Raw genomic sequence first — 18731 nt, forward strand, 5'->3', positions numbered from 1 at the left:
GTCCACGCGGCGGCGACAATGATCCGGTGATGGACACACGTACGACGCCGGAGCGGCTGCGGGAAGCCACCCGCCGGACGGTCCGCCACGCCAGGCTTCCGAGCGGTCCACCGCTGCGGCCGACCCGGCGCGCCTGGCGGTTCGACGTGCTGGTGGCACTGGTAGTCGGAATCGCCACCGTCTACTACGGCATCGACAACGCCGGCAACGTCGTGGTGCGTGAGATCGCGCCCGGCGTGGTGATCGCCATTCCGCGCCCGTCCGGCCCCGGTGGCCTGGCCTTCATGGTGACCCTCGCGGTCATCGCCTCGGGAGCCCTGGCGCTGCGTCGCCGCTACCCGCTCGCCGTGCTGTGCGTCGTGACGGCCGCGACACTGGCGACACCGCAGAGCGTCCTGCGGCTGACCTTCTACGCGTTCATCATCGCCGTCTACAGCGCCGCCGTGTACAGCCCGTACCGGGTGGCCACCCTGGCGGCGCTGCCGGTGTCGGTCGTCCTGGTCGGCACGTCGGGGAACCCGGTGACACCGATCGTTCCCAACGAATACATCGCCCTGCTGATCCTGGTCCCGATGGCCGTGGCCGCAGTCGGCCTGCGTACCTGGAAACTCCGCACCGACGAGGGCCGCACCCGGCTCTCCGCCCTGGAACGCGAACAGGCCGAGGCGCTACGCCGGGCCGTCGAGCACGAGCGAGCCAGGATCGCCCGCGAACTGCACGACGTCGTCACGCACAACGTCAGCGTGATGATCATCCAGGCGGGGGCCGCCCGCAAGATCATGAAAACCTCCCCCGAGGAGGCCGCCGAGGCGCTGCTCGCCGTCGAGGCGGGCGGCCGGGCGGCCATGACCGAGCTGCGCCACGTCATGGGACTCCTGACGATGACCGACGAGGGCGAGGGGACCGACGGAGGTGCGGACCTGGCCGACGCGGCGGTGGAACTGGCCCCGCAGCCCGGCCTGAACCAGCTTGAAACGCTGGTCGGACGGGTCCGGGACAGCGGACTGCCCGTCGACCTGACCGTGACCGGCCCGCCCCGTCCGCTCCCGCCCGGCCTCGAACTCGCGGCCTACCGCGTGGTCCAGGAAGCCCTGACCAACACCGTGAAGCACGCGTCCGGCGCCACCGCCGCCGTGACCGTGGAGTACGGCCCGGAACGGCTCCGGGTGGAAGTCACCGACACCGGTGGACGGCCGGGCGCGGGCGCCGGAAGCGGCCGGGGCCTGATCGGCCTGCGCGAGCGCCTCTCCGTCTACGACGGAACCCTGAAGACCGGCCGACGGCTGACCGGCGGCTATCGTGTGGAGGCCCTGATCCCCTTGGAGACACCGTGACCGAGCCGCCGCGTGTGCTCCTCGCCGACGACCAGACCCTGGTCCGCACCGGATTCCGGTTGATCCTCAGGGCGGATGGCATCGACGTCGTCGCCGAGGCGACCAACGGAGCCGAAGCGGTCGAAGCGGTCCGCCGTACACGACCCGACGTGGTTCTGATGGACGTCCGGATGCCCGAGATGGACGGCCTGGAGGCCACCCGCCGCATCCTCGCCGGCACCCCCGGCGAACCCCGCGTCATCATCCTGACCACCTTCGACCTCGACCGGTACGTCTATGCGGCACTGTCCGCCGGGGCCAGCGGCTTCCTCCTCAAGGACGTCACCCCCGAGCAACTGACCGCGGCCGTCCGCACGGTCCGTACCGGCGACGCCCTGCTCGCGCCCGCCATCACCCGCCGCCTCGTCCAGAGGTTCGCCCAGCGCGGCAGCGACACCGCCGCCCTCCACCGCGACCTCGCATCGCTCACCCCACGCGAACTGGAGGTCCTCGGTCTGCTGGCCCGAGGACTGAGCAACGCCGAACTCGCCACCCGCCTCCACTTGGCCGAGGCGACCGTCAAGACGCACGTCGCCCGCATCCTCGCCAAGCTCGGGCTCCGTGACCGTGTCCAGGCCGTCATCGTCGCCTACGAGACAGGCCTGGTCAGCGTCGGTGCGGGCGAGTCCGCCCAGCAGTCCTCCGAGCAGACGTAGACCTGAAGGGACACGCTGCCCCTCCGGAACGCGACACGGACCGAGGCCCCGCTCCAGCCATCATGCGACACGACCTGCGCGGGACACGACAACTCCAACGTGCCCCGGCCCTGCTGCCGCTGCTCGTCGCCGTGGCCCTGCCGTCGGCACGGGGCGCGCCGACCATGGCCCGCCACCGGTACGTGAGTTGGCACCGTTTCGTGCGGCACGCGCGGGCGGCCAGGCTGTGGCCCGGATCCATCGGCTCGCCGGCGCGGCCCGCGCTCCCGGTGCTGCCGGCGCAGCAGGGGCCGGTGACGGCTGCCGACGACTGACCGGCGAGAATCCTCGGCGTGAGGATCACCGCGCGCGAACTCAACCGGGCCACTCTCTGCCGTCAACTGCTCCTGGAGCGTGCTCCGCTGGGGGTCGCTGACGGGGTGCGGCAGGTCGTCGCGCTGCAGGCGCAGCATCCGGGCTCGCCGTACGTCGCCCTGTGGAACCGGCTCGCGGGCTTCGAGCCGGCCGAGGCGGACGCCGTCCTCGGGCGTCGCGAGGTGGTGAAGGCGACGCTGATGCGGATCACGCTGCACGCGGTGCACGGCGAGGACTACCGGGTGTTCCGGGAGGCGATGCAGCAGACGCTGTACGCCTCCCGGCTCGGTTTCCGGTTCTCGGCGAGCGGACTGACGCCGTCCGACGCGGCGGAGCTGCTGCCCGGCCTGCTGCGGTTCGCCGGGGTTCCGCGCGGCAGCGCGGAGATGAAGGGCTGGCTGGAGGAGCGGGTCGGGGCGGACCGGCGGGACGACGCGTGGTGGGGGCTGCGCGGTTACGCGCCGCTGCATCATCACCCGACGGGCGGCCCGTGGGCGTTCGGCGAGCGCCCGTCGTACGTGGCCGGTGACGAGAGCGCCGTACCGGGCGGCCGCGAGGTCCCGCCGGAGGCGCTGCGGCAGCTGCTCCTGCGGTATCTGGCGGGCTTCGGGCCGGCGTCGGTGGCGGACATGGCGCAGTTCGCGATGGTGCAACGGACGCCGATCCGCAGGGTGTTGGGCGACCTCGGCGATGTCGTGGAGCGGATGGAGGGGCCGGACGGAACGGAGCTGTTCGACCTGCCCGGGGCTCCACGGCCGGCCGGGGACACACCGGCGCCGCCGCGGCTGCTGGGGATGTGGGACAGCGTGCTGCTCGCGTACGCGGACCGGAGCCGGTTGATACCGCCCGCGTACCGGCGGGTCGTGATCCGCGTCAACGGCGACGTGCTGCCGACGCTGCTCGTGGACGGCGAGGTGGCGGGAGTGTGGCGGCCGGCCGAAGGCGGGATCGAGGCGACGGCCTTCCACGAGCTGCCGGAGCCGGTGTGGGAGGGGCTCGCCGAGGAGGCGTGGGGCCTGGGCGCCCTGCTCGCCGGGCGCGATCCCTGGCTGTACCGGCGGTACGCCCACTGGTGGGCGAAGCTGCCGGCCGGGCAGGTCCGCCTACTGCCGGGTCGGTGGTGACCGTCGGAGGGTGGCCCGGGGCCTCCGCGCGTACGGTGTGCGCGCGGAGGCCCCGGTTCGTTCCGCGTTGTCCGCCCCCCGGGCGGGCATCGCGGTGCTCAGGATCAGTGCCAGTACTTCATGTCCGTACCTCCTCCCCCGGTGAGGGCGCGGGCATCACATGACTGGGGCTCAGTGCCAGTACTTCATGTCCTGACCTCCTCCCCCGTGGTGGGGCGCAGCGTCACCTCGAAGCGGTCGAGGCCGCGGAGGGTGAGGTTGCGCCGGTGGTGTGGTTCCGCGACCGCCCGTGCGCCGGGGTGGTCCGCGGCGAGGGTCCCGAGGACCGATCCGGCGAGCCGGATCGCCATGGACGCGCCCAGGCAGGCATGGGCCCCGCGGCCGAACCCGAGGTGGGGGTTCGGGGCGCGGTCGAGTCGCAGCTCGGTGGGGTGGGTGAAGCGCAGCGGGTCGTGGTTGGCCGCGCCGAGGAGCAGGGTCACGGGGGCGCCCGCCCTGATCGTGACGCCGCCGAGTTCGGTGTCGGCGACGCAGACACGGGCGTCGGCCTGGACGGGTGCGTCCATGCGGACGAGTTCGTCGACGGCGGTCGCCGGACCGGCCGTACGGAAGGCGGCGAGGGCGCCCGGGGTGGTGAGCAGGGTTCTGGCGGCGTTGCCGAGGAGACGGGAGGCCGATTCGTAGCCGGCGTGGAGCACGGCGCGGAGGCTGTTGCGCAGGACTGCGGGGTCGACGCCGCTGTCGTCGGCGTGGGCGGCGACATGGGCGATGAGGCCGGTCTCGGGCGGGTCGGCGAGCCAGCCGCCGGCGTAGGCGGCGAGTTCGGCGCGGGCGGCGACGGCGGGTTCGTGCTTCTCGGGCCAGAGTCCGGCGTCCATCCCGTCGACCACGGTACGGGACATGGGCACGAACCAGTCCAGGTCGGGGGCGGGCACCCCGAGGAAAGCGGTGACGAAGCGCAGTGCGAGCGGTTCGGCGAGCTCGCCGACGAGATCGAAAGAGGGGCGTGCGGCGAGGTCGCCGAGGAGCTCCTTGACCTCGTGGTCGAGGCGCTCGTGCAGGGCGTGCCGGTCCTGGGCGCGGAAGCCGTCGAGCAGCAGGTGCCGGATGGCGGTGTGCTCGGGCGGGTCGAGGGTCTGGACGCTGAGCAGCGGCGCCGGGATCTCCTCGCCGGCGCGGCGCCAGTCGGAGGCGAAGCGGGCGCTGTCGGTGAGGACGGCGAGGCAGTCGGCGTGCCGGGTGAGCACCCAGGAGCCGAGCGGTTCATGCCAGAAGACGGGGGTGTTTTCGCGCAACGCGGCATATGCCGGATAGGGGTCGGGCAGGACGTCGGGACGGGCCAGATCCTTGATCGGATCGGCCGGAGCCGTCTGGTCGACCTGTGCCACGAATCGTCTCCCCCTGCGCAGTAAGGCCTGGTTGAGGCCGTAAATGCTTGCGGTTGAGCAGTGCGGAGCAAACGTTTCGCCGGTGGGCGACGGTGCTCCGCGGGCAATTCTGCGTGCTGATGGCCGGTGACGCTACCACGCAACTTCCGTGGCTGGTATGACTACCTGCCACAGATCTTTCGAACGCTCACGGGGAGTAGCGGATGTCGGATCAAGGTCAGAGCATCGTCCATGACGTGCCGCTGAACGTCGCTCAACAGCCCGACCCGTACCCGCTGTTCGAGCGGATCCGGGAACACGGGGTGGTGCAGCGGGTTCGGCTGAATCCCACCCTTGAAGTCTGGATGGTCACGGGGTACGACGAGGCGGTGGCGGCACTCACCGATCCCCGGCTCAGCAGCAGTCCGGCCGGGGTCAACGGCCTCGCCGAGGAGATGGCCCACCAGGAGCGCACCAACGTACTCATGGCGAGCATGCTGGTGGCGGACGGCTCGGACCACACACGGCTGCGCAACCTGGTCTCCAAGGCCTTCACCGCGCGCCGGATCGAGGCGCTCGTCCCGCGGATCCAGGAGCACACGGACGCCTTCGCCGACGCCTTCGCCGGGCGGGGAACGGCGGATCTGGTGGCCGAGTTCGCCCTGCCGCTGCCGATGGCGGTGCTGAGCGACCTCATCGGGATCCCGGCCGAGGGTCAGCCGGACTTCGCCAGACTCGCGGTCGGGCTCATCATGCCGCCCAACACCCCCGAGCGACTCGCCAAGGGCGCCCGGGCGCGCGCCGAACTCACGGAGTTCTACGAGCCGTTGATCGCCCTACGAAAGAAGGAGCCACGGGACGACCTGCTCAGCGCGCTGTGCGCGGCTCAGGCGGAGGAGAGGATCAGCGACCGCGAACTGACCGCCATGGCGATCTTGTTGACGCTCGCGGGCCACGAGACCACGGCCAGCCTCATCGCCAACGGCATGCACGCCCTGCTGCGCCATCCCGACCAGTTCGCCACGCTCCGCGCGGACCCGGAACTGCTGCCGGGGGCGATCGAGGAACTGCTGCGCTACGAGGGCCCGGTGAGCCGCGGGGTCGCGCGGTTCACCGTGGACACGTACGAGATCGGCGGCGTCAGCATCCCGGCCGGAGAGATGATCATCATCGGCCTGGCCGCGGCCAACCGCGACCCGGGCCGCTTCGACCGGCCCGACATCCTCGACGTGGCCCGGCGCGAGATGCCGCAGCAGTTGGCTTTCGGCCACGGGATGCACTTCTGCCTGGGCGCGCCGCTCGCCCGCACGGAGGCCCGGATCGCGCTCGGCACCCTGCTCCGCCGCTTTCCCGACCTGCGGCTCACGGACCCGGACGAGGATCTGAGCCGGCGCGAGGGCATCCTGCGCGGGATGGCCACGCTGCCGGTCAGTTTCACGCCGGTGCCCGCGAGCGGGACCGCGTGAGCGGGGCGCGGGCCGCGTTCGACGCGATCGCCCCCACCTACGACGCCTCCCGGGGCGGTACCGCCCGGGCGGCGGTCTTCGCCGAGCAGCTCGCCCCGCTGCTCGACCCGGCCGAGCCGGTGCTCGACATCGGCGTCGGCACGGGGATCGTGGCGGCCGAACTGACCGCGCGGGGCCACCGGGTGTGCGGCATCGACCTCTCCCCCGGGATGCTCGCGCACGCCCGGCAGCGGCTCGGGGCGCGGGTCGCGGTCGGCGACGCGGGCCGCCTCCCGGTGCGCACGGCATCGGTGACGCAGGCCGTCTCCACCTGGCTGCTGCACGCGGGGCCCGACCCGCGGGCGGTCTTCACCGAGGTGGCGCGGGTGCTGCGGCCCGGGGGCCGCTACCTCGTGATCCCGGCCCGGGGTATGCGCCCCACGGACGACATCGGCCGCATCGTCAACGACCTGGAGGACCGCCTCGACCCCGGGCGCACCCGCCAGGACGGCCCGGACCTGCTCGCGCCACTGGCCGCCGGGCGCGGGCTGCGCTACGAGGGTCCGGCGGGCGAACGTCCCACGGTCTTCCGGGTCTCGCCCGCCGGGATGGCCGGCACGATCGCGGAGGGCCGCCTCTTCACCGGGGCCTGGCAGGTCCGTGACGAGGACCTTCCGCTGGTGGCGGAGGCCTGCGCACGCCTGCGCGCCCTGCCGGACCCGGAGGTGCCCCGGGTGCGGGAGATGGCGGACTTCGTGATGGTCTTCCGGCGCGAGGACTGACCGGGCGGGCGGCCGGGCGGCCATGGACGCACCCGCCCGCCGCACGCCCGCCCCGCTCGGGCTCGTACGCCGCGGGGGCCCGACGCCGTGTCCCCGCGCGGGCCGTGGACGTACGCCGTGTGCCGGGCGATCGCCGTACGCCGCGCGAGGGGCGATCACCGTAGGCCGCGCGCGGGCGATCGCCGCCCGTCCGCTACTGCCCGTACCGCAGCGCCGCCGCGTACGCCTCGTCCGGGTCGAGGCGGCGGAGTTCCTCGGCGATGAGTTCGGCGGTGGTGCGGACCTTGAGGGCCATGACACGGCTCGGCTGGCCCGGGATGGCGAGGTGGGCCACCGGGCCCTCCGGGCGGTCGATGCGGATCTCGCCGTCGGGGGTGCCCAGGCGGACGGCCGTGACGACCGGGCCGTCGGTGACGACCCGTTCGACGGGGACGTCGAGGCGGTCGCCGAACCAGCGGGCGAGGAGTTCCGCGCTCGGGTTCTCGGCCTCGCTCTCGACGGCGGCCGAGGTCACCGTCGTACGCGCCTGGTCGAGGGCGGCGGCGAGCAGGGAGCGCCACGGGGTGAGCCGGGTCCAGGCCAGGTCGGTGTCGCCGGGCGCGTACGAGGCGGCGCGGACGGCGAGCGCGCGGATCGGGTCCTCGACGGCGTACGCGTCGGTGATGCGGCGCTGGGCGAGGGAGCCGAGGGGGTCCTTGGAGGGCACGTCGGGGGCGTCGACGGGCCACCAGACGACGACGGGCGCGTCCGGGAGGAGCAGCGGCAGGACGACCGAGTCGGCGCGCCGGGCGACCTCCCCGTGCAGCCGGAGGAGCACCGTCTCGCCGGCGCCCGCGTCGGTGCCGACGCGGACCTCGGCGTCGAGCCGGGCGTCGTTGCGGGCGCGCGGGGAGCGGGTGTGGCGCTTGATGACGACCAGGGTGCGGGAGGGGTGTTCACGGGAGGCCTCGTTGGCGGCCTTCACGGAGTCGTAGGCGTTCTCCTCGTCGGTGACGACGACGAGGGTGAGCACCATGCCGACGGCGGGGGTGCCGACGGCGCGGCGGGCTTCGAGGATCGTCTTGTTGATCTTGCTGGAGTTGGTGTCCGTGAGATCGATCTTCATGACCGGCACCGGTTCCTTCCGTCGCGTGCGCGCATGTCGCGGCTCCCCCTGCTCTCCCCGTAGCACCGGATCGGCTCCGGATCTTCCCGTTCAGTATCGCGTCATCCCCGGGTACCGCACGCCGGTTCAGTGGTCGCCGACGGCCAGGACGAGCTTGCCGCGGGTGTGGCCCTCGCTGTTGAGGCGCCAGGCCTCGGCGGCCTCCCGCAGGGGCAGCACCCTCTCGACGAAGACGGTGAGCCGGCCCTCGTCGGCGAGCGCGGCCAGTGTCGACAGGCCGGCGCCGTCGGGCCGGACCCAGACGTAGTGCCCGCCGAGGGCCGCGGCCCGGTGGTCGGCGACGGAGGCAAGCCGTGCCGGGGAGCGCAGCAGGTCGACGGAGACGTCGACGGACTCGCCGCCGACGAAGTCCAGCGCGACGTCGACCCCGTCGGGGGCGAGTTCGCGGACGCGCTCGGCGAGCCCGGACCCGTACGCGACGGGCTCGGCGCCCAGGCCGCGCAGGAAGTCGTGGTTCGCGGGGCTCGCGGTGCCGATGACGCGGGCGCCGCGGGCGACGAGGAGCTGGGTGGCGAGGGAGCCGACGCCCCCGGCGGCGGCGTGCACGAGCACGGTGTCGCCGGCGCCCGCACCGACGCGGTCGGCGGCCTGCAGGGCGGTGAGGCCGGCGAGCGGGAGCCCCGCGGTCTGCGCCCAGCTCAGCGCGCGGGGCTTGCGGGCGAGCATGCGGACGGGGACGGAGACCTGCTCCGCGTACGCGCCGTGCTGGGCGCAGTCCTTGCGGATGTAGCCGAACACCTCGTCGCCGGGGGCGAATTCGGTGGCGTCCAGGCCGTTGCGGGCCACCACCCCTGCGACGTCCCAGCCGGGGATCATCGGGAAGTGGGCGACCATGATCGGGTCGAGCCCGCCGGCCGCCAGCTTCCAGTCGACGGGGTTGACCCCGGCGGCCTCGACCTGCACCAGGACCTCGCCGGGCGCGACCTTGGGCTCGGCCAGGTCCACGAGCGCCAGGTTCTCGGGGCCGCCGTACTCGGACAGGGCCATCGCCTGCACGGCGTCACCCCTCCGTTCCGCGCGCGCCGCCGTGCTCGGGCTCGGGCTCGGGCGCGGGCGTGCCCCGGTCCGGTTCGTCGGTGGTGAGGGCCTCGGCCCGGCGGCCGACGACGGCCGCGGCGGCGAGCGCGCTGCCGATGAAGGCGGTGGCGACCACCCAGGGCCGGTCCAGGACGTGCCCGGTGGCGTGGTCGAGGGAGTAGCGGCCGGCTCCGGCGATGCCGATGGCGGCGGCGGTGAAGCCGAGGAAGGCGGGGTACTCGTAGCCGCCGCTCATCGCGAAGAAGCCGGCCGGCAGGTGCACGGCGACCGCGCCGGCCATGGCGCCCGCGGCGGCGGCGCCCGCGGCCGGGGTGGCGAGGCCGAGGGCGAGCAGGGCGCCACCGCCGGCCTCGCCGAGACCGGCGGCGATGGCGCTCTCCCGGCCGGGCGAGAAGCCCATGGCCTCCATCGCCTTGGTGGTCCCCTCGATGCCGCCCCCGCCGAACCAGCCGAAGAGCTTCTGGGTGCCGTGCGCGGCGAGCACGGCGCCGGTGCCGACCCGCAGGGCGAGCAGACCGAGGTCGCGGCGGTTGAGAGCGGTCATGGGGATCTCCCGACTAGGACGCGGGCGCGGCGGGTGCACGCGCCCTCGACAGGCCTTCGCCGTCCACTCTGCTCCGCACCGGGGTGCGACCTGGTGCGTTGTTCGTCCATACAGGTCATCTTTTGCGGCGTTCGTCGGCTGTTGCTTTAGTGAGAGCGCCGGAGACGGCCCGACGAGAGTGGTGATGCATGACCGCCGATTCCGCGGAGACCGCTGCCCTGCGCGCGAGGATCCGGGAGCTGATGCCCCGCGCCAAGGAGGACCTGACGAGGCTGGTGGCGATGCGTTCGGTCGCCGACCCGCGGCAGTTCCCCCCGGAGGAGTGCGCCGAGACGGCGGACTTCCTCGTCCGCGCCTTCACGGACGCCGGGCTCCGGGACATGCGCCGGGTGACCACACCGGACGGCACGGACGCGGTGGTCGGGCACGCGCCCGGCCCCGAGGGTGCGCCGACCGTCCTCCTGTACTGCCACTACGACGTGCAGCCGCCGCTCGACGACGCGGCCTGGCGGACCCCGCCCTTCGAACTGACCGAGCGCGACGGGCGCTGGTACGGGCGCGGGGCCGCCGACTGCAAGGGCAACATCGCCATGCATCTGACGGCTCTGCGGGCGCTGGGCGGCCCCGAGGGCAGGGGCTTCCCGGTGAACCTCAAGTTCGTCGCCGAGGGGTCCGAGGAACAGGGCACCGGCGGACTCGAGCAGTTGGTGCCACAGCAACCCGAACTCTTCGCCGCAGACGCCCTGTTGATCTGCGACACCGGCAACTTCGCGCTCGGCCTGCCCACCGCGACGACCTCGCTCCGCGGTCTGACCAACGTCGTGGTGACCGTGTCCACGCTCAAGGGTGAGATGCACTCCGGCATGTTCGGCGGGCCGGCCCCGGACGCGCTCGCCGCGCTGGTCCGGATCCTGGACAGCCTGCGGGACGACGCCGGCAACACCACCGTCAGGGGCCTCGACGGCGAGGGCAGCTGGGACGGGGTCGCGTATCCGGTCGAGCAGTTCCGGGCCGACGTCGGCGCCCTCGACGGGGTGTCCCTGCTCGGCACCGGCTCGGTCGCCGACGAGCTGTGGGCCCGGCCCGCCGTGACGGTCCTCGGCATCGACTGCCCACCGGTGGTGGGTTCCTCTGCGGCCGTGCAGGCGACGGTACGGGCCAGGGTCAGCCTCCGGGTGCCGCCGGGCACGGACGCGGAGAAGGCGCGGGCCGCCCTCACCGACCATCTGGTCTCCGCGGCGCCGTGGGGCGCGCGGGTCGAGGTGGAACCGGAGAGCGCGGGCCAGCCCTTCCGGGCGCGCACCGACGGGCCCGCGTACCGGGCGCTCGGCGCGGCGCTCCGGCAGGCGTACGGAAAGGAGATGGTGGAGTCGGGGCAGGGCGGCTCGATCCCGCTGTGCAACGTGCTCGCCGCGCAGTTCCCGGACGCGGAGATCGCCCTGATCGGGGTCGAGGAGCCGGGCTGTCTCATCCACGCGCCCAACGAGAGCGTCGACCCGACGGAGATCGAGAACATGGCGCTCGCCGAGGCCCTGTTCCTGAGCACCTACGCGACCTCGCGCTGAACGGGCGCGGAGAGAAGGGGTCATCCCCATGGCACAGACGCACCCCCACCCGCCGTACGAACGCCCCTCGCCGGAGGACGTGCCGCCCGGGCCGCTCGGCATGCTGGCCGGCATGGCCTGGCAGGCCCTCCTGCTGTCCGGCCTCGTCGCCCTCGTCATGGGCGTGCTCGTCCTGGTGTGGCCGGGTCAGTCGCTGACCGTCGCGGGCGTGCTGTTCGGTCTGTACCTGCTGATCAGCGGAGTCATGCACCTGGTCGCGGCCTTCGGCACGCACATGCGGACCTCGCTGCGGGTCATGGCCTTCATCAGCGGTGCCCTGTCCATCCTGCTGGGTCTTTTCTGCTTCCGCGGCGCGATGCAGTCGGTGCTGCTGCTCGCACTCTGGATCGGGATCGGCTGGCTGTTCCAGGGCATCACCCAGACGGTGGCGGCCGCCTCCGACCCGACCATGCCTGCCCGGGGCTGGCACGTCTTCCTGGGCGTCATCAGCGCGCTCGCCGGTGTGGTGCTCATCGTCTCGCCGCTGGAGTCGGCGGAGGTGCTCGTCCTGCTGGCCGGGATCTGGCTGGTGGCGGTCGGCGTGGCCGAGATCGTCACCGCCTTCATGGTGCGCTCGCGGGCCAGGCACCTCCCCCCGGGCACCTGAGCGGCACGCACCCGCGGAGGCACAGAAGGCCCGCCCGGTCCCCCGGGCGGGCCTTGCGCTACATTTTGCCGGTCCTTGACCGCGATCGTTCACGATCACTTCCCCCCGGAGCCGGCATTCCATGAGCGACATCGTCAACGGCCTCGGCCGGACCGCGGCGTACGGCGCCCTCGGCGTCGTCCTGCTGATCCTCGGCATCGTCCTGGTCGACCTCCTGACGCCCGGCAAGCTCGGCCGGCAGATCTGGGAGGACCGCAACCGCAACGCCGCGGTCCTGCTGAGCTCCGCGCTCCTCGGCATAGGCGGCATCGTCTTCACCTCCATCTGGACGACGTACGACGACTTCGGCAAGGGCCTGGTGTCCACGGCCGCGTTCGGGCTGCTCGGCCTGGCGATGATGGCCGTGGCGTTCTGGGTCGTGGACCTCGTCACCCCGGGCAAGCTGGGCAAGACCCTGGTCGACCCGGAGCCGCACCCGGCGGTCTGGGTGACGGCCTCCTGCAACATCGCGGTGGCGGCCGTCATGTCCGCCTCGATCGCCTGACCGGTCGTCCGCTTCCGCAGTTCCCCGCCCGCTGACCGTCGCACCGTCGATCACCGCAATATCGAAGAAGCGCCGCGCCCGTCCGGCTTCCTAGCGTGGGACCCATGAACGCCCTCCCCACGAAGGAAGAGAGCACCATGGACGCGCACGACGCCCACCAGGTGGACGGCACGGCCCTGCGGGTCGCCCTGTGGCGCGGCCTGCACCTCCAGGTCGACCCGGCGCCGCACGTCCTCGACGACGCACTCGGCCTGCGCCTGGCGGCGCCGGCCCCAGGGTGGCGCGAGCGCCCGGACATGCACCCGGAGGGCACCCGCCGCATGCGGGCGTCGATCGTGGCCCGCGCCCGCTTCGTCGAGGACCTGGTGGCCGAGCGGGCTCGCGACGGCGTCGGCCAGTACGTCCTGCTCGGCGCCGGTCTCGACACCTTCGCCCAGCGCCGCGCCGATCCGGCCGCCGGCCTGCGCGTGTTCGAGGTCGACCAGCCCGGTACGCAGGCGTGGAAGCGCCGGCGGCTGGCCGAACTCGGCCTCGACCGGCCGGACGGGCCGCGTTTCGTGCCCGTCGACTTCGAAGCCGGCGACTCCTGGTGGGACGGCCTCGTGGCGGCCGGCTTCGACCCCGACCGCCCGGCCGTCGTGGCCTCCCTGGGCGTCAGCATGTACCTCACTCGGGAGGCCACCGTGGCCACCCTGCGCCGGGTCGCGGCGCTCGCCCCCGGCTCCACGCTCGCGATGACCTTCATGCTGCCGCTCGACCTCGTCGGCGCCGACGAACGCCCTGCGCTCCAGGCGACCCAGCACGCCGCCCGCGCGGCCGGCACCCCCTTCGTCAGCCTCTACGCCCCGTCCGACCTGCTCGCGCTGATCCGCGAGACCGGCTTCCGGGACGCCGACCACATCTCGTCCGCGGCACTCGCCGCGCGCTACTTCGGCGCCCGATCCGACGGTCTGCGCCCGTCCGGCGCGGAGGGGCTGGTCGTCGCCACCGTCTGAGGTCCTTCGCAACCGGCCGGGCTCCTTCGCACGGTCCTCGGCGTCCGCGTGCCGGTCGAGGACATCCCGGGGCCGGGCACACCGGAGCGGTCCGCGCCCCCACGGTCGGGGACGGCTCCGGCGGTCAGGCCGTGGGACCCGCCGGCTCCACCTCCAGATAGCGGTGGCGACGGGGGCCGCGGTAGAGGAGGGCGTCCCAACCGAGCGGCGCCAGGGCGGAGGCGCAGGCGGTGAGCGCCGCTTCCTCCTCCTGGGCGGCGCCCGAGCCCGGAGGCCCGAGCCATTCCACGACGGCCGTGCCGAGGCGTTCGCCCGGCGTGACGCGGTAGCCGGTGGCGACGCGCACCCCCGAGGCGTCCAGCGCCGACGGGGGCCGCTTCGCGGCCTCCAGGGCCAGGGCCACCGCGCGTACCGGCTGCCGGAGCTCCCATTCGGCCGGGTGGGCGGCCGGGTCGCCGCCGCCCTGCCGGCTGGTCAGGCGCCGGATCTGCAGGAGCCCTTCGAACGCGGCCCGCACCTCGCGGGAGCGCTGCTCCGCGTCGCCCCCGGGCAGCGGCGGCCCGTCCCCCGTGGCCGCCGCGAAGCCCGCGCTCACAGCAGCCGCCGGATGTCGCCGCGGACCCGGTAGAAGCCGCCGGACGCCGCGTGCAGGGCGTCGACCACGTACCGGGCGCCGGGCTCGCGGATGGCCCGCGGGAACTGCACGTTCCACCCGGTCTCGTAGCCCTCGGTCAGGACGTGGACCCGGGTCCGGGCCCCCTCCTGGACGCACTCCACGACGATCGAGCCGGCCGGAGCGACGCTTACCGCGTCGACGGCCGCGACGGTGGTGGCCGGCGCGTACGTGGGCAGGGCGGCGGCGAGCTTCACGTCGTGGGCGACCGGGACGTCACCCTGCTGCGCGGCGGTGATGGCCGCCTCGCTCGCGTCCACGCACAGCAGAGAGCCGTCCGTGGTGACCAGATAGAGCCGCTCGTCGTGGTACTGCATGGAGAGGGCCGAGCCGCCGCCGGTGCCCAGCTTCCACAGGCGCGTGCCGTCCTCCGCGAAGCAGTAGACGGACGAGGCGCCGTCCCCCGCGAAGACGAACCGGCCACCGGGCGAGGTCGCGCACGAGTACACCACGCTGTCGCAGGCGTAGACGGCCTCGGTCCGGCCGTCCTTCTTCGCCAGGCGGTGCACCTTGCGGCGGCCGGTGCCCGCGTAGACGGCGGTGTCCTCCTGCCAGCCGAAGAGCACCCCGCCCTCGGTGCCGGTGTGCCAGAGCTCGCCGCCGCCGTCGGGGGCGTAGGCCGTGACGCCGTGGCTGTCCCCGTAGTAGACGGCGGTGCCGTCCGCGCGCACCATCCACGCGTGCTCGCCGCGACCGCTGCGCGCCCACTGGTGCTCGTCCTCGTGGTCGATGACGGTGAGCCGACCGGAGCGGTCGGCGACGTTCAGCACGCCCTCATGGATGTCGAGCCAGAAGATGTCGACGTCCGCGGCGATGTCGTAGGCGGCGAAGGGCAGCTTGGACGACAGGTCGTAGACCCGGCCGTCGTCACAGCCCGCGTAGATCCAGAAGTCGTCGGCGACCAGGCACTTGACGCCGTCCGGCAGACCGAACCGGGCCAGGACCTCACCGGTGTGGCTGAGCGTGAAGACCTCGCCCGCCTGGTTGCCGACCCAGCAGCGCTCGTCGTCCACGTGGATGCCGAAGGCGGCCGATCCGGTGCGGAAGCGCCACAGGACGGGCGCGACCGCGCGGGCCGTGGAAGGCGCGGACACGACGGCGCGCCGTGTCACCGAGCGGGGCGCGCGCCCGCCCTGGACGGCCGGCGTGTACCCCTTCCGGACCTTCTCCCCTATCTTCTTCGCCGCCGCGGCCCGCGCCTTGTCGGGCGTCGCGAAGGTCGAGGTCTGCGTCTGCCCCGCCGCGCCGATCCGCCCGTAACGGACCGACACCACCGTGCCGTCGACCGTCACTTCGTAGAACTTGTGCGCGCCGCCGCCGTCCTGCGACAGCTCCAGATAGGTCTTCGTCGTCATGTTCTGAACGGTAGGGGGAGCCACTGACAACGCCGGTCCCGACGCGTCCGCACCCGCGCCCCGAGGTGCGGACCACGCCGTACCTCGGCTGGGACGCGTTTCCGCTCGCCCGCCCGCGGCCCCACGGAGGCGCATCGCGTCCAGCCCCGGCGGAGGCCGGCCGTCCTGGGGGCGCGGGTCCGGCCGCTCTGGGGGCGCCCGCTCGACCCGCCGGTCGACGGACGGTCCGTCCCCGGCCGGTTCCCTGCCGACGCAGGTCCGGGCCGGCTACGACAGGGACTCAGCCGCCGTACGCCTGCGGGTCGGCGAGGACGTCGCGCAGGACGAGGGCCGCCGCACCGCGGGCCGCGTCTGCGGTGCTGGAGGCGGCCCGCAGCCGACCCCTGGCGGGGGTCCACAGGCCGGAGACGACCCGGCGGCCCAGTTCGGCCTCGGCGGCCGGGGCGAGCCAGCGCGTCAGACGGGGGTAGATGCCGCCGAGGACCACGGCCTGGGGGTCGAGCAGGTTCACGGCGCCGGAGACGGCGACGCCGAGCATCCGGCCGGCCTCGTCGAGTGCGGCGAGCGCCCGCGGCTCCCCGTCCTGCGCCCGCCGTTCGAGCGTGTCGACATCGCGCACGCCCGCGGCGCGCAGCAGCGCCGACTGGCCGGCGTACCGTTCGAGGCAGCCGTTGGACCCGCAGCGGCAGCGGGGCCCGTCCGGGGTGACGGTGAGGTGCCCGATCTCGCCGGCGAAGCCGTGGGCGCCGCGCAGGAGTTCGCCGTCGAGGACGATCGCGCCGCCGACTCCGATCTCACCGGTGACGTGGACGAAGCTGCGGACGCCGCCCAGGTCGCCGAACCACAGCTCGGCGAGGGCGGCGACGTTGGCCTCGTTGTCGGAGGCGACGGGCAGGGCGGCGGCGCCGGACGGCCGGGCCGCGTGCAGGGCCCGGGCGAACAGGGCGTCCGCGTCGACCCGGTTCCAGCCGAGGTTGGGGGCCTGCTGGACGGTACCGCCGGCGACCAGTCCGGGCAGCGCGAGCCGTACGCCGGTGGGCCGCAGGTCCTGGTCGGCGGCCTCCGTGAGGACCTCGGCGGCGATCCCGGCCGCCCGGCGCAGCACCTCGACGGGGGCGAGGGCGCGGTTCTCGACGGGGACGGTACGGCGGACGCGGTCGGCTCCGGTGAGGTCGGCGACGCAGACACTCACGTAGTCGACGTTGAGCTCGACGCCGAGGCCGGCGGGGCCGGTGGTCGCGGGCTTCAGGACGGTGCCGGGGCGGCCGGCGGAGCCGCTGAAGGTCTTGCCGGACTCGACGAGCAGGCCGCGCTCCAGGAGCTCTTCGACCAGCGAGGACACGGCGGCGCGGGTGAGACCGACGCGGGCCGCGACCGCGGCGCGGGTCGTCTCGCCGGCCTCGTGCACGGTGCGCAGCACGAGGCTCAGGTTGTGCCGGCGCACGCCTGCCTTGTCGGCCTTGGGCTCCGGGGTGTCCATGCGGGTGTTCATCGTGCGCAGAGCCTAACCCCAGGGTGACCGGACGGCCCCGGTGAGGACGGATGCGGAGGGCGGGACCGCGGAGCGACAGTTCGGTCACCGAACCCTTCGATGTATGGTCTGCTCATGACACTTCCGCGCGACTACGGCGGGCAGAGCTGCGCCCTCTCCCGCTCGATGGAGATCGTCGGCGAGCGCTGGACACTGCTGATCGTGCGGGACGCGTTCCACGGGGTGCGCCGCTTCGGAGAGTTCGCCGCGCATCTCTCGGTCCCGCGCGCCGTGCTCACCGACCGCCTCACCACGCTCACCCGGGCCGGGGTGCTCGAACGCCGCCCCGGCACCGGGCGGCGCGAGGTGTACGCGCTCACCGCCAAGGGCGTCGCACTCTGGCCTGCCGTCCGCGCGCTCAGCGCGTGGGGCGACCGGTTCTACCCGGCGGAGGGCGGACCGCGCCGCGTCTACGTCCATGTCGCCGACGAGGCCCCGGTCGACGAGGACGGGCGCTGCACGGCCTGCGGCGGCCACGTTCCCGTGGCCGACCTGGTCGTCGCCCCCGGGCCGGGGGCCGCGCCCGCCGGGCCCGACGCCGATCCGGTCACGGCGGCGCTGGCCCGGCCGCACCGGCTGCTCACCCCGCTGCTTCCCCACCCCGCCCACAGAGAGGTCGTAGAACGATGAGGATCCTGGTCGTCGGCGCCGGAGCCACCGGTGGCTACTTCGGCGCCATGCTCGCCCGCGCCGGACAGGACGTCACCTTCCTCGTCCGTCCCGCCCGCGCCGAGGCGCTGCGCCGGCGCGGTCTGCGGGTGGTGGGCAGGGACGAGGAGTGGCGGGTCGATCCCGTCCTGCTCACCGCGGAGGAGCTGGCCGCCGCGCCGGCGCCGTACGACCTGGTGCTGCTCTCGGTGAAGGCGACCGCCCTCGCGGCGGCGACGGAGGACCTCGCCCCGGCGGTCGGACCGGACACGGCGATCGTGCCGCAGCTCAACGGCTTCGCCCATCTCGACGCGCTCACGGCCCGGTTCGGGGCCGGCCGGGTGCTCGGCGGGGTCTCGAAGGTGGTCACGACCCTTGACGACGAGGGCGACATCCGGCGGCTCGCCCCGCTGGCGCACCTCACCCTCGGCGAGCCGGACGGCACCCTCTCCCCGCGCGTGGAGGCGATCCGGAAGGTGCTCGTGGAAGCGGGCATCGACGCGCGCGTGCCCGAGAACGTACTCACCGCCATGTGGCACAAGTGGGTCTTCATCGCCACCTTCGGCGCGCTCACCAGCCTGATGCGCGGCACCGTCGGCGACGTCAACGCGCAGCCGGGCGGTACCGAGCTGGCCACCGGCCTGCTGGACGAGGCCTCGGCCGTGGCGGCGGCCGCCGGGCATCCGGTGCCGGAGGCGGAGCGCCGGACCAGCCTGGACGTGGTGACGGCCGCCGGCTCCCCCATGGTGCCCTCGCTCTACCGCGACCTCGCGGCCGGCCGGTCCACCGAGGTCGAGCACCTCTTCGGCGACCTCACGGACCGGGCCCGCGCCCTCGGCGTGCCGACGCCCCTGCTCGACCTGGCGACCCTGCACCTGCGGATCCACCAGGCGCGGGTCGCGCCCGGAGGCCGGTGACCCGAGTCG

Annotated in this window: 19 protein-coding genes; 12 read left to right on the forward strand and 7 right to left on the reverse strand. The window is 74.0% G+C overall.

Going from position 1 to position 18731, the window contains the following annotated elements; translation table 11 throughout:
* The first annotated feature begins 29 nt into the window (after positions 1-29).
* The 4 genes from ACIRQF_RS05405 to ACIRQF_RS05420 all read left to right on the forward strand — a co-directional run bounded on the left by ACIRQF_RS05405 (position 30) and on the right by ACIRQF_RS05420 (position 3507).
* A complete protein-coding gene (locus tag ACIRQF_RS05405; protein WP_404089041.1) occupies positions 30-1334 on the forward strand; it encodes a sensor histidine kinase in 1305 nt (434 codons plus the stop codon).
* On the forward strand, positions 1331-2029 hold the full coding sequence (locus ACIRQF_RS05410) for a response regulator (RefSeq protein ID WP_404089043.1): 699 nt from the start codon (positions 1331-1333) through the stop codon (positions 2027-2029). The genes ACIRQF_RS05405 and ACIRQF_RS05410 overlap by 4 nt, the downstream gene beginning before the upstream one ends.
* Before the next feature lie 62 nt (positions 2030-2091).
* Positions 2092-2343 carry a hypothetical protein gene (locus tag ACIRQF_RS05415; protein ID WP_404089045.1) on the forward strand — a complete coding sequence of 84 codons (252 nt, stop codon included), beginning with the start codon at positions 2092-2094 and terminating at the stop codon, positions 2341-2343.
* An 18-nt stretch (positions 2344-2361) separates the two neighbouring features.
* Positions 2362-3507 carry a winged helix DNA-binding domain-containing protein gene (locus ACIRQF_RS05420; protein ID WP_404089047.1) on the forward strand — a complete coding sequence of 382 codons (1146 nt, stop codon included), beginning with the start codon at positions 2362-2364 and terminating at the stop codon, positions 3505-3507.
* A gap of 185 nt (positions 3508-3692) precedes the next feature.
* Here ACIRQF_RS05420 and ACIRQF_RS05425 read toward each other — a convergent pair whose 3' ends face one another.
* Positions 3693-4895: a cytochrome P450 gene (locus ACIRQF_RS05425; RefSeq protein WP_404089049.1), complete on the reverse strand. Its 1203-nt coding sequence runs from the start codon at positions 4893-4895 to the stop codon at positions 3693-3695.
* A 203-nt stretch (positions 4896-5098) separates the two neighbouring features.
* Between ACIRQF_RS05425 and ACIRQF_RS05430 the strand changes: the two genes are divergently transcribed.
* Both ACIRQF_RS05430 and ACIRQF_RS05435 read left to right on the forward strand, forming a co-directional pair.
* On the forward strand, positions 5099-6340 hold the full coding sequence (locus tag ACIRQF_RS05430; RefSeq protein WP_404089051.1) for a cytochrome P450: 1242 nt from the start codon (positions 5099-5101) through the stop codon (positions 6338-6340).
* Positions 6337-7101 carry a class I SAM-dependent methyltransferase gene (locus ACIRQF_RS05435; protein ID WP_404089053.1) on the forward strand — a complete coding sequence of 255 codons (765 nt, stop codon included), beginning with the start codon at positions 6337-6339 and terminating at the stop codon, positions 7099-7101. The genes ACIRQF_RS05430 and ACIRQF_RS05435 overlap by 4 nt, the downstream gene beginning before the upstream one ends.
* Before the next feature lie 193 nt (positions 7102-7294).
* On the opposite strand, the gene opcA is transcribed toward ACIRQF_RS05435, so the two are convergent.
* The 3 genes from opcA to ACIRQF_RS05450 form a co-directional block, all read right to left on the reverse strand.
* Positions 7295-8206 (reverse strand): glucose-6-phosphate dehydrogenase assembly protein OpcA, encoded by a 912-nt coding sequence (gene opcA / locus ACIRQF_RS05440; protein WP_389750280.1) that lies wholly within the window; start codon positions 8204-8206, stop codon positions 7295-7297.
* 126 nt (positions 8207-8332) lie between these two features.
* Positions 8333-9262 (reverse strand): NADP-dependent oxidoreductase, encoded by a 930-nt coding sequence (locus ACIRQF_RS05445; RefSeq protein ID WP_404089055.1) that lies wholly within the window; start codon positions 9260-9262, stop codon positions 8333-8335.
* Between the two features lie 4 nt (positions 9263-9266).
* Positions 9267-9848 (reverse strand): DoxX family membrane protein, encoded by a 582-nt coding sequence (locus ACIRQF_RS05450; protein WP_389750278.1) that lies wholly within the window; start codon positions 9846-9848, stop codon positions 9267-9269.
* A gap of 188 nt (positions 9849-10036) precedes the next feature.
* On the opposite strand from ACIRQF_RS05450, the gene ACIRQF_RS05455 reads away from it, so the two are divergent.
* The 4 genes from ACIRQF_RS05455 (at position 10037) to ACIRQF_RS05470 (ending at position 13598) form a co-directional block, all read left to right on the forward strand.
* Positions 10037-11413 carry a dipeptidase gene (locus ACIRQF_RS05455; protein ID WP_404089057.1) on the forward strand — a complete coding sequence of 459 codons (1377 nt, stop codon included), beginning with the start codon at positions 10037-10039 and terminating at the stop codon, positions 11411-11413.
* A 28-nt stretch (positions 11414-11441) separates the two neighbouring features.
* Positions 11442-12059 carry an HdeD family acid-resistance protein gene (locus tag ACIRQF_RS05460; RefSeq protein ID WP_376631006.1) on the forward strand — a complete coding sequence of 206 codons (618 nt, stop codon included), beginning with the start codon at positions 11442-11444 and terminating at the stop codon, positions 12057-12059.
* Between the two features lie 121 nt (positions 12060-12180).
* A complete protein-coding gene (locus ACIRQF_RS05465; RefSeq protein ID WP_376631007.1) occupies positions 12181-12603 on the forward strand; it encodes a DUF350 domain-containing protein in 423 nt (140 codons plus the stop codon).
* Positions 12604-12707: 104 nt separating this feature from the next.
* Entirely contained in the window at positions 12708-13598 is an 891-nt protein-coding gene (locus ACIRQF_RS05470; RefSeq protein ID WP_404089059.1) for a class I SAM-dependent methyltransferase, read from the forward strand.
* A 124-nt stretch (positions 13599-13722) separates the two neighbouring features.
* On the opposite strand, the gene ACIRQF_RS05475 is transcribed toward ACIRQF_RS05470, so the two are convergent.
* The 3 genes from ACIRQF_RS05475 to ACIRQF_RS05485 all read right to left on the reverse strand — a co-directional run bounded on the left by ACIRQF_RS05475 (position 13723) and on the right by ACIRQF_RS05485 (position 17118).
* Positions 13723-14193 (reverse strand): hypothetical protein, encoded by a 471-nt coding sequence (locus ACIRQF_RS05475; RefSeq protein ID WP_404089061.1) that lies wholly within the window; start codon positions 14191-14193, stop codon positions 13723-13725.
* A complete protein-coding gene (locus ACIRQF_RS05480; RefSeq protein ID WP_404089063.1) occupies positions 14190-15626 on the reverse strand; it encodes a WGR domain-containing protein in 1437 nt (478 codons plus the stop codon). The genes ACIRQF_RS05475 and ACIRQF_RS05480 overlap by 4 nt, the downstream gene beginning before the upstream one ends.
* A 280-nt stretch (positions 15627-15906) precedes the next feature.
* Complete coding sequence (locus tag ACIRQF_RS05485; protein WP_376631015.1) at positions 15907-17118, reverse strand: ROK family protein; 1212 nt, start codon at positions 17116-17118, stop codon at positions 15907-15909.
* A 114-nt stretch (positions 17119-17232) separates the two neighbouring features.
* Here ACIRQF_RS05485 and ACIRQF_RS05490 point away from each other — a divergent pair, with 114 nt between their 5' ends.
* Positions 17233-17787 (forward strand): winged helix-turn-helix transcriptional regulator, encoded by a 555-nt coding sequence (locus tag ACIRQF_RS05490; RefSeq protein WP_382478359.1) that lies wholly within the window; start codon positions 17233-17235, stop codon positions 17785-17787.
* Positions 17784-18722 carry a ketopantoate reductase family protein gene (locus ACIRQF_RS05495; RefSeq protein ID WP_404089066.1) on the forward strand — a complete coding sequence of 313 codons (939 nt, stop codon included), beginning with the start codon at positions 17784-17786 and terminating at the stop codon, positions 18720-18722. Before ACIRQF_RS05490 ends, ACIRQF_RS05495 begins: the two co-directional genes overlap by 4 nt.
* Positions 18723-18731: the final 9 nt, after the last annotated feature.

The organism is Streptomyces sp. NPDC101191, assembly GCF_044767915.1.
In the GTDB taxonomy this organism is placed as follows: Bacteria; Actinomycetota; Actinomycetes; order Streptomycetales; family Streptomycetaceae; genus Streptomyces.

What these genes read in the sequence shown, in the direction of transcription:
- ACIRQF_RS05485 (WP_376631015.1), bottom strand. Translation starts at nt 17,118, where the DNA reads ATGAACACCCGCATGGACACCCCGGAGCCCAAGGCCGACAAGGCAGGC.
- ACIRQF_RS05470 (WP_404089059.1), top strand. Translation starts at nt 12,708, where the DNA reads ATGAACGCCCTCCCCACGAAGGAAGAGAGCACCATGGACGCGCACGAC.
- ACIRQF_RS05460 (WP_376631006.1), top strand. Translation starts at nt 11,442, where the DNA reads ATGGCACAGACGCACCCCCACCCGCCGTACGAACGCCCCTCGCCGGAG.
- ACIRQF_RS05495 (WP_404089066.1), top strand. Translation starts at nt 17,784, where the DNA reads ATGAGGATCCTGGTCGTCGGCGCCGGAGCCACCGGTGGCTACTTCGGC.
- ACIRQF_RS05415 (WP_404089045.1), top strand. Translation starts at nt 2,092, where the DNA reads ATGCGACACGACCTGCGCGGGACACGACAACTCCAACGTGCCCCGGCC.
- opcA (WP_389750280.1), bottom strand. Translation starts at nt 8,206, where the DNA reads ATGAAGATCGATCTCACGGACACCAACTCCAGCAAGATCAACAAGACG.
- ACIRQF_RS05405 (WP_404089041.1), top strand. Translation starts at nt 30, where the DNA reads ATGGACACACGTACGACGCCGGAGCGGCTGCGGGAAGCCACCCGCCGG.
- ACIRQF_RS05465 (WP_376631007.1), top strand. Translation starts at nt 12,181, where the DNA reads ATGAGCGACATCGTCAACGGCCTCGGCCGGACCGCGGCGTACGGCGCC.
- ACIRQF_RS05450 (WP_389750278.1), bottom strand. Translation starts at nt 9,848, where the DNA reads ATGACCGCTCTCAACCGCCGCGACCTCGGTCTGCTCGCCCTGCGGGTC.
- ACIRQF_RS05430 (WP_404089051.1), top strand. Translation starts at nt 5,099, where the DNA reads ATGTCGGATCAAGGTCAGAGCATCGTCCATGACGTGCCGCTGAACGTC.
- ACIRQF_RS05490 (WP_382478359.1), top strand. Translation starts at nt 17,233, where the DNA reads ATGACACTTCCGCGCGACTACGGCGGGCAGAGCTGCGCCCTCTCCCGC.
- ACIRQF_RS05455 (WP_404089057.1), top strand. Translation starts at nt 10,037, where the DNA reads ATGACCGCCGATTCCGCGGAGACCGCTGCCCTGCGCGCGAGGATCCGG.
- ACIRQF_RS05480 (WP_404089063.1), bottom strand. Translation starts at nt 15,626, where the DNA reads ATGACGACGAAGACCTATCTGGAGCTGTCGCAGGACGGCGGCGGCGCG.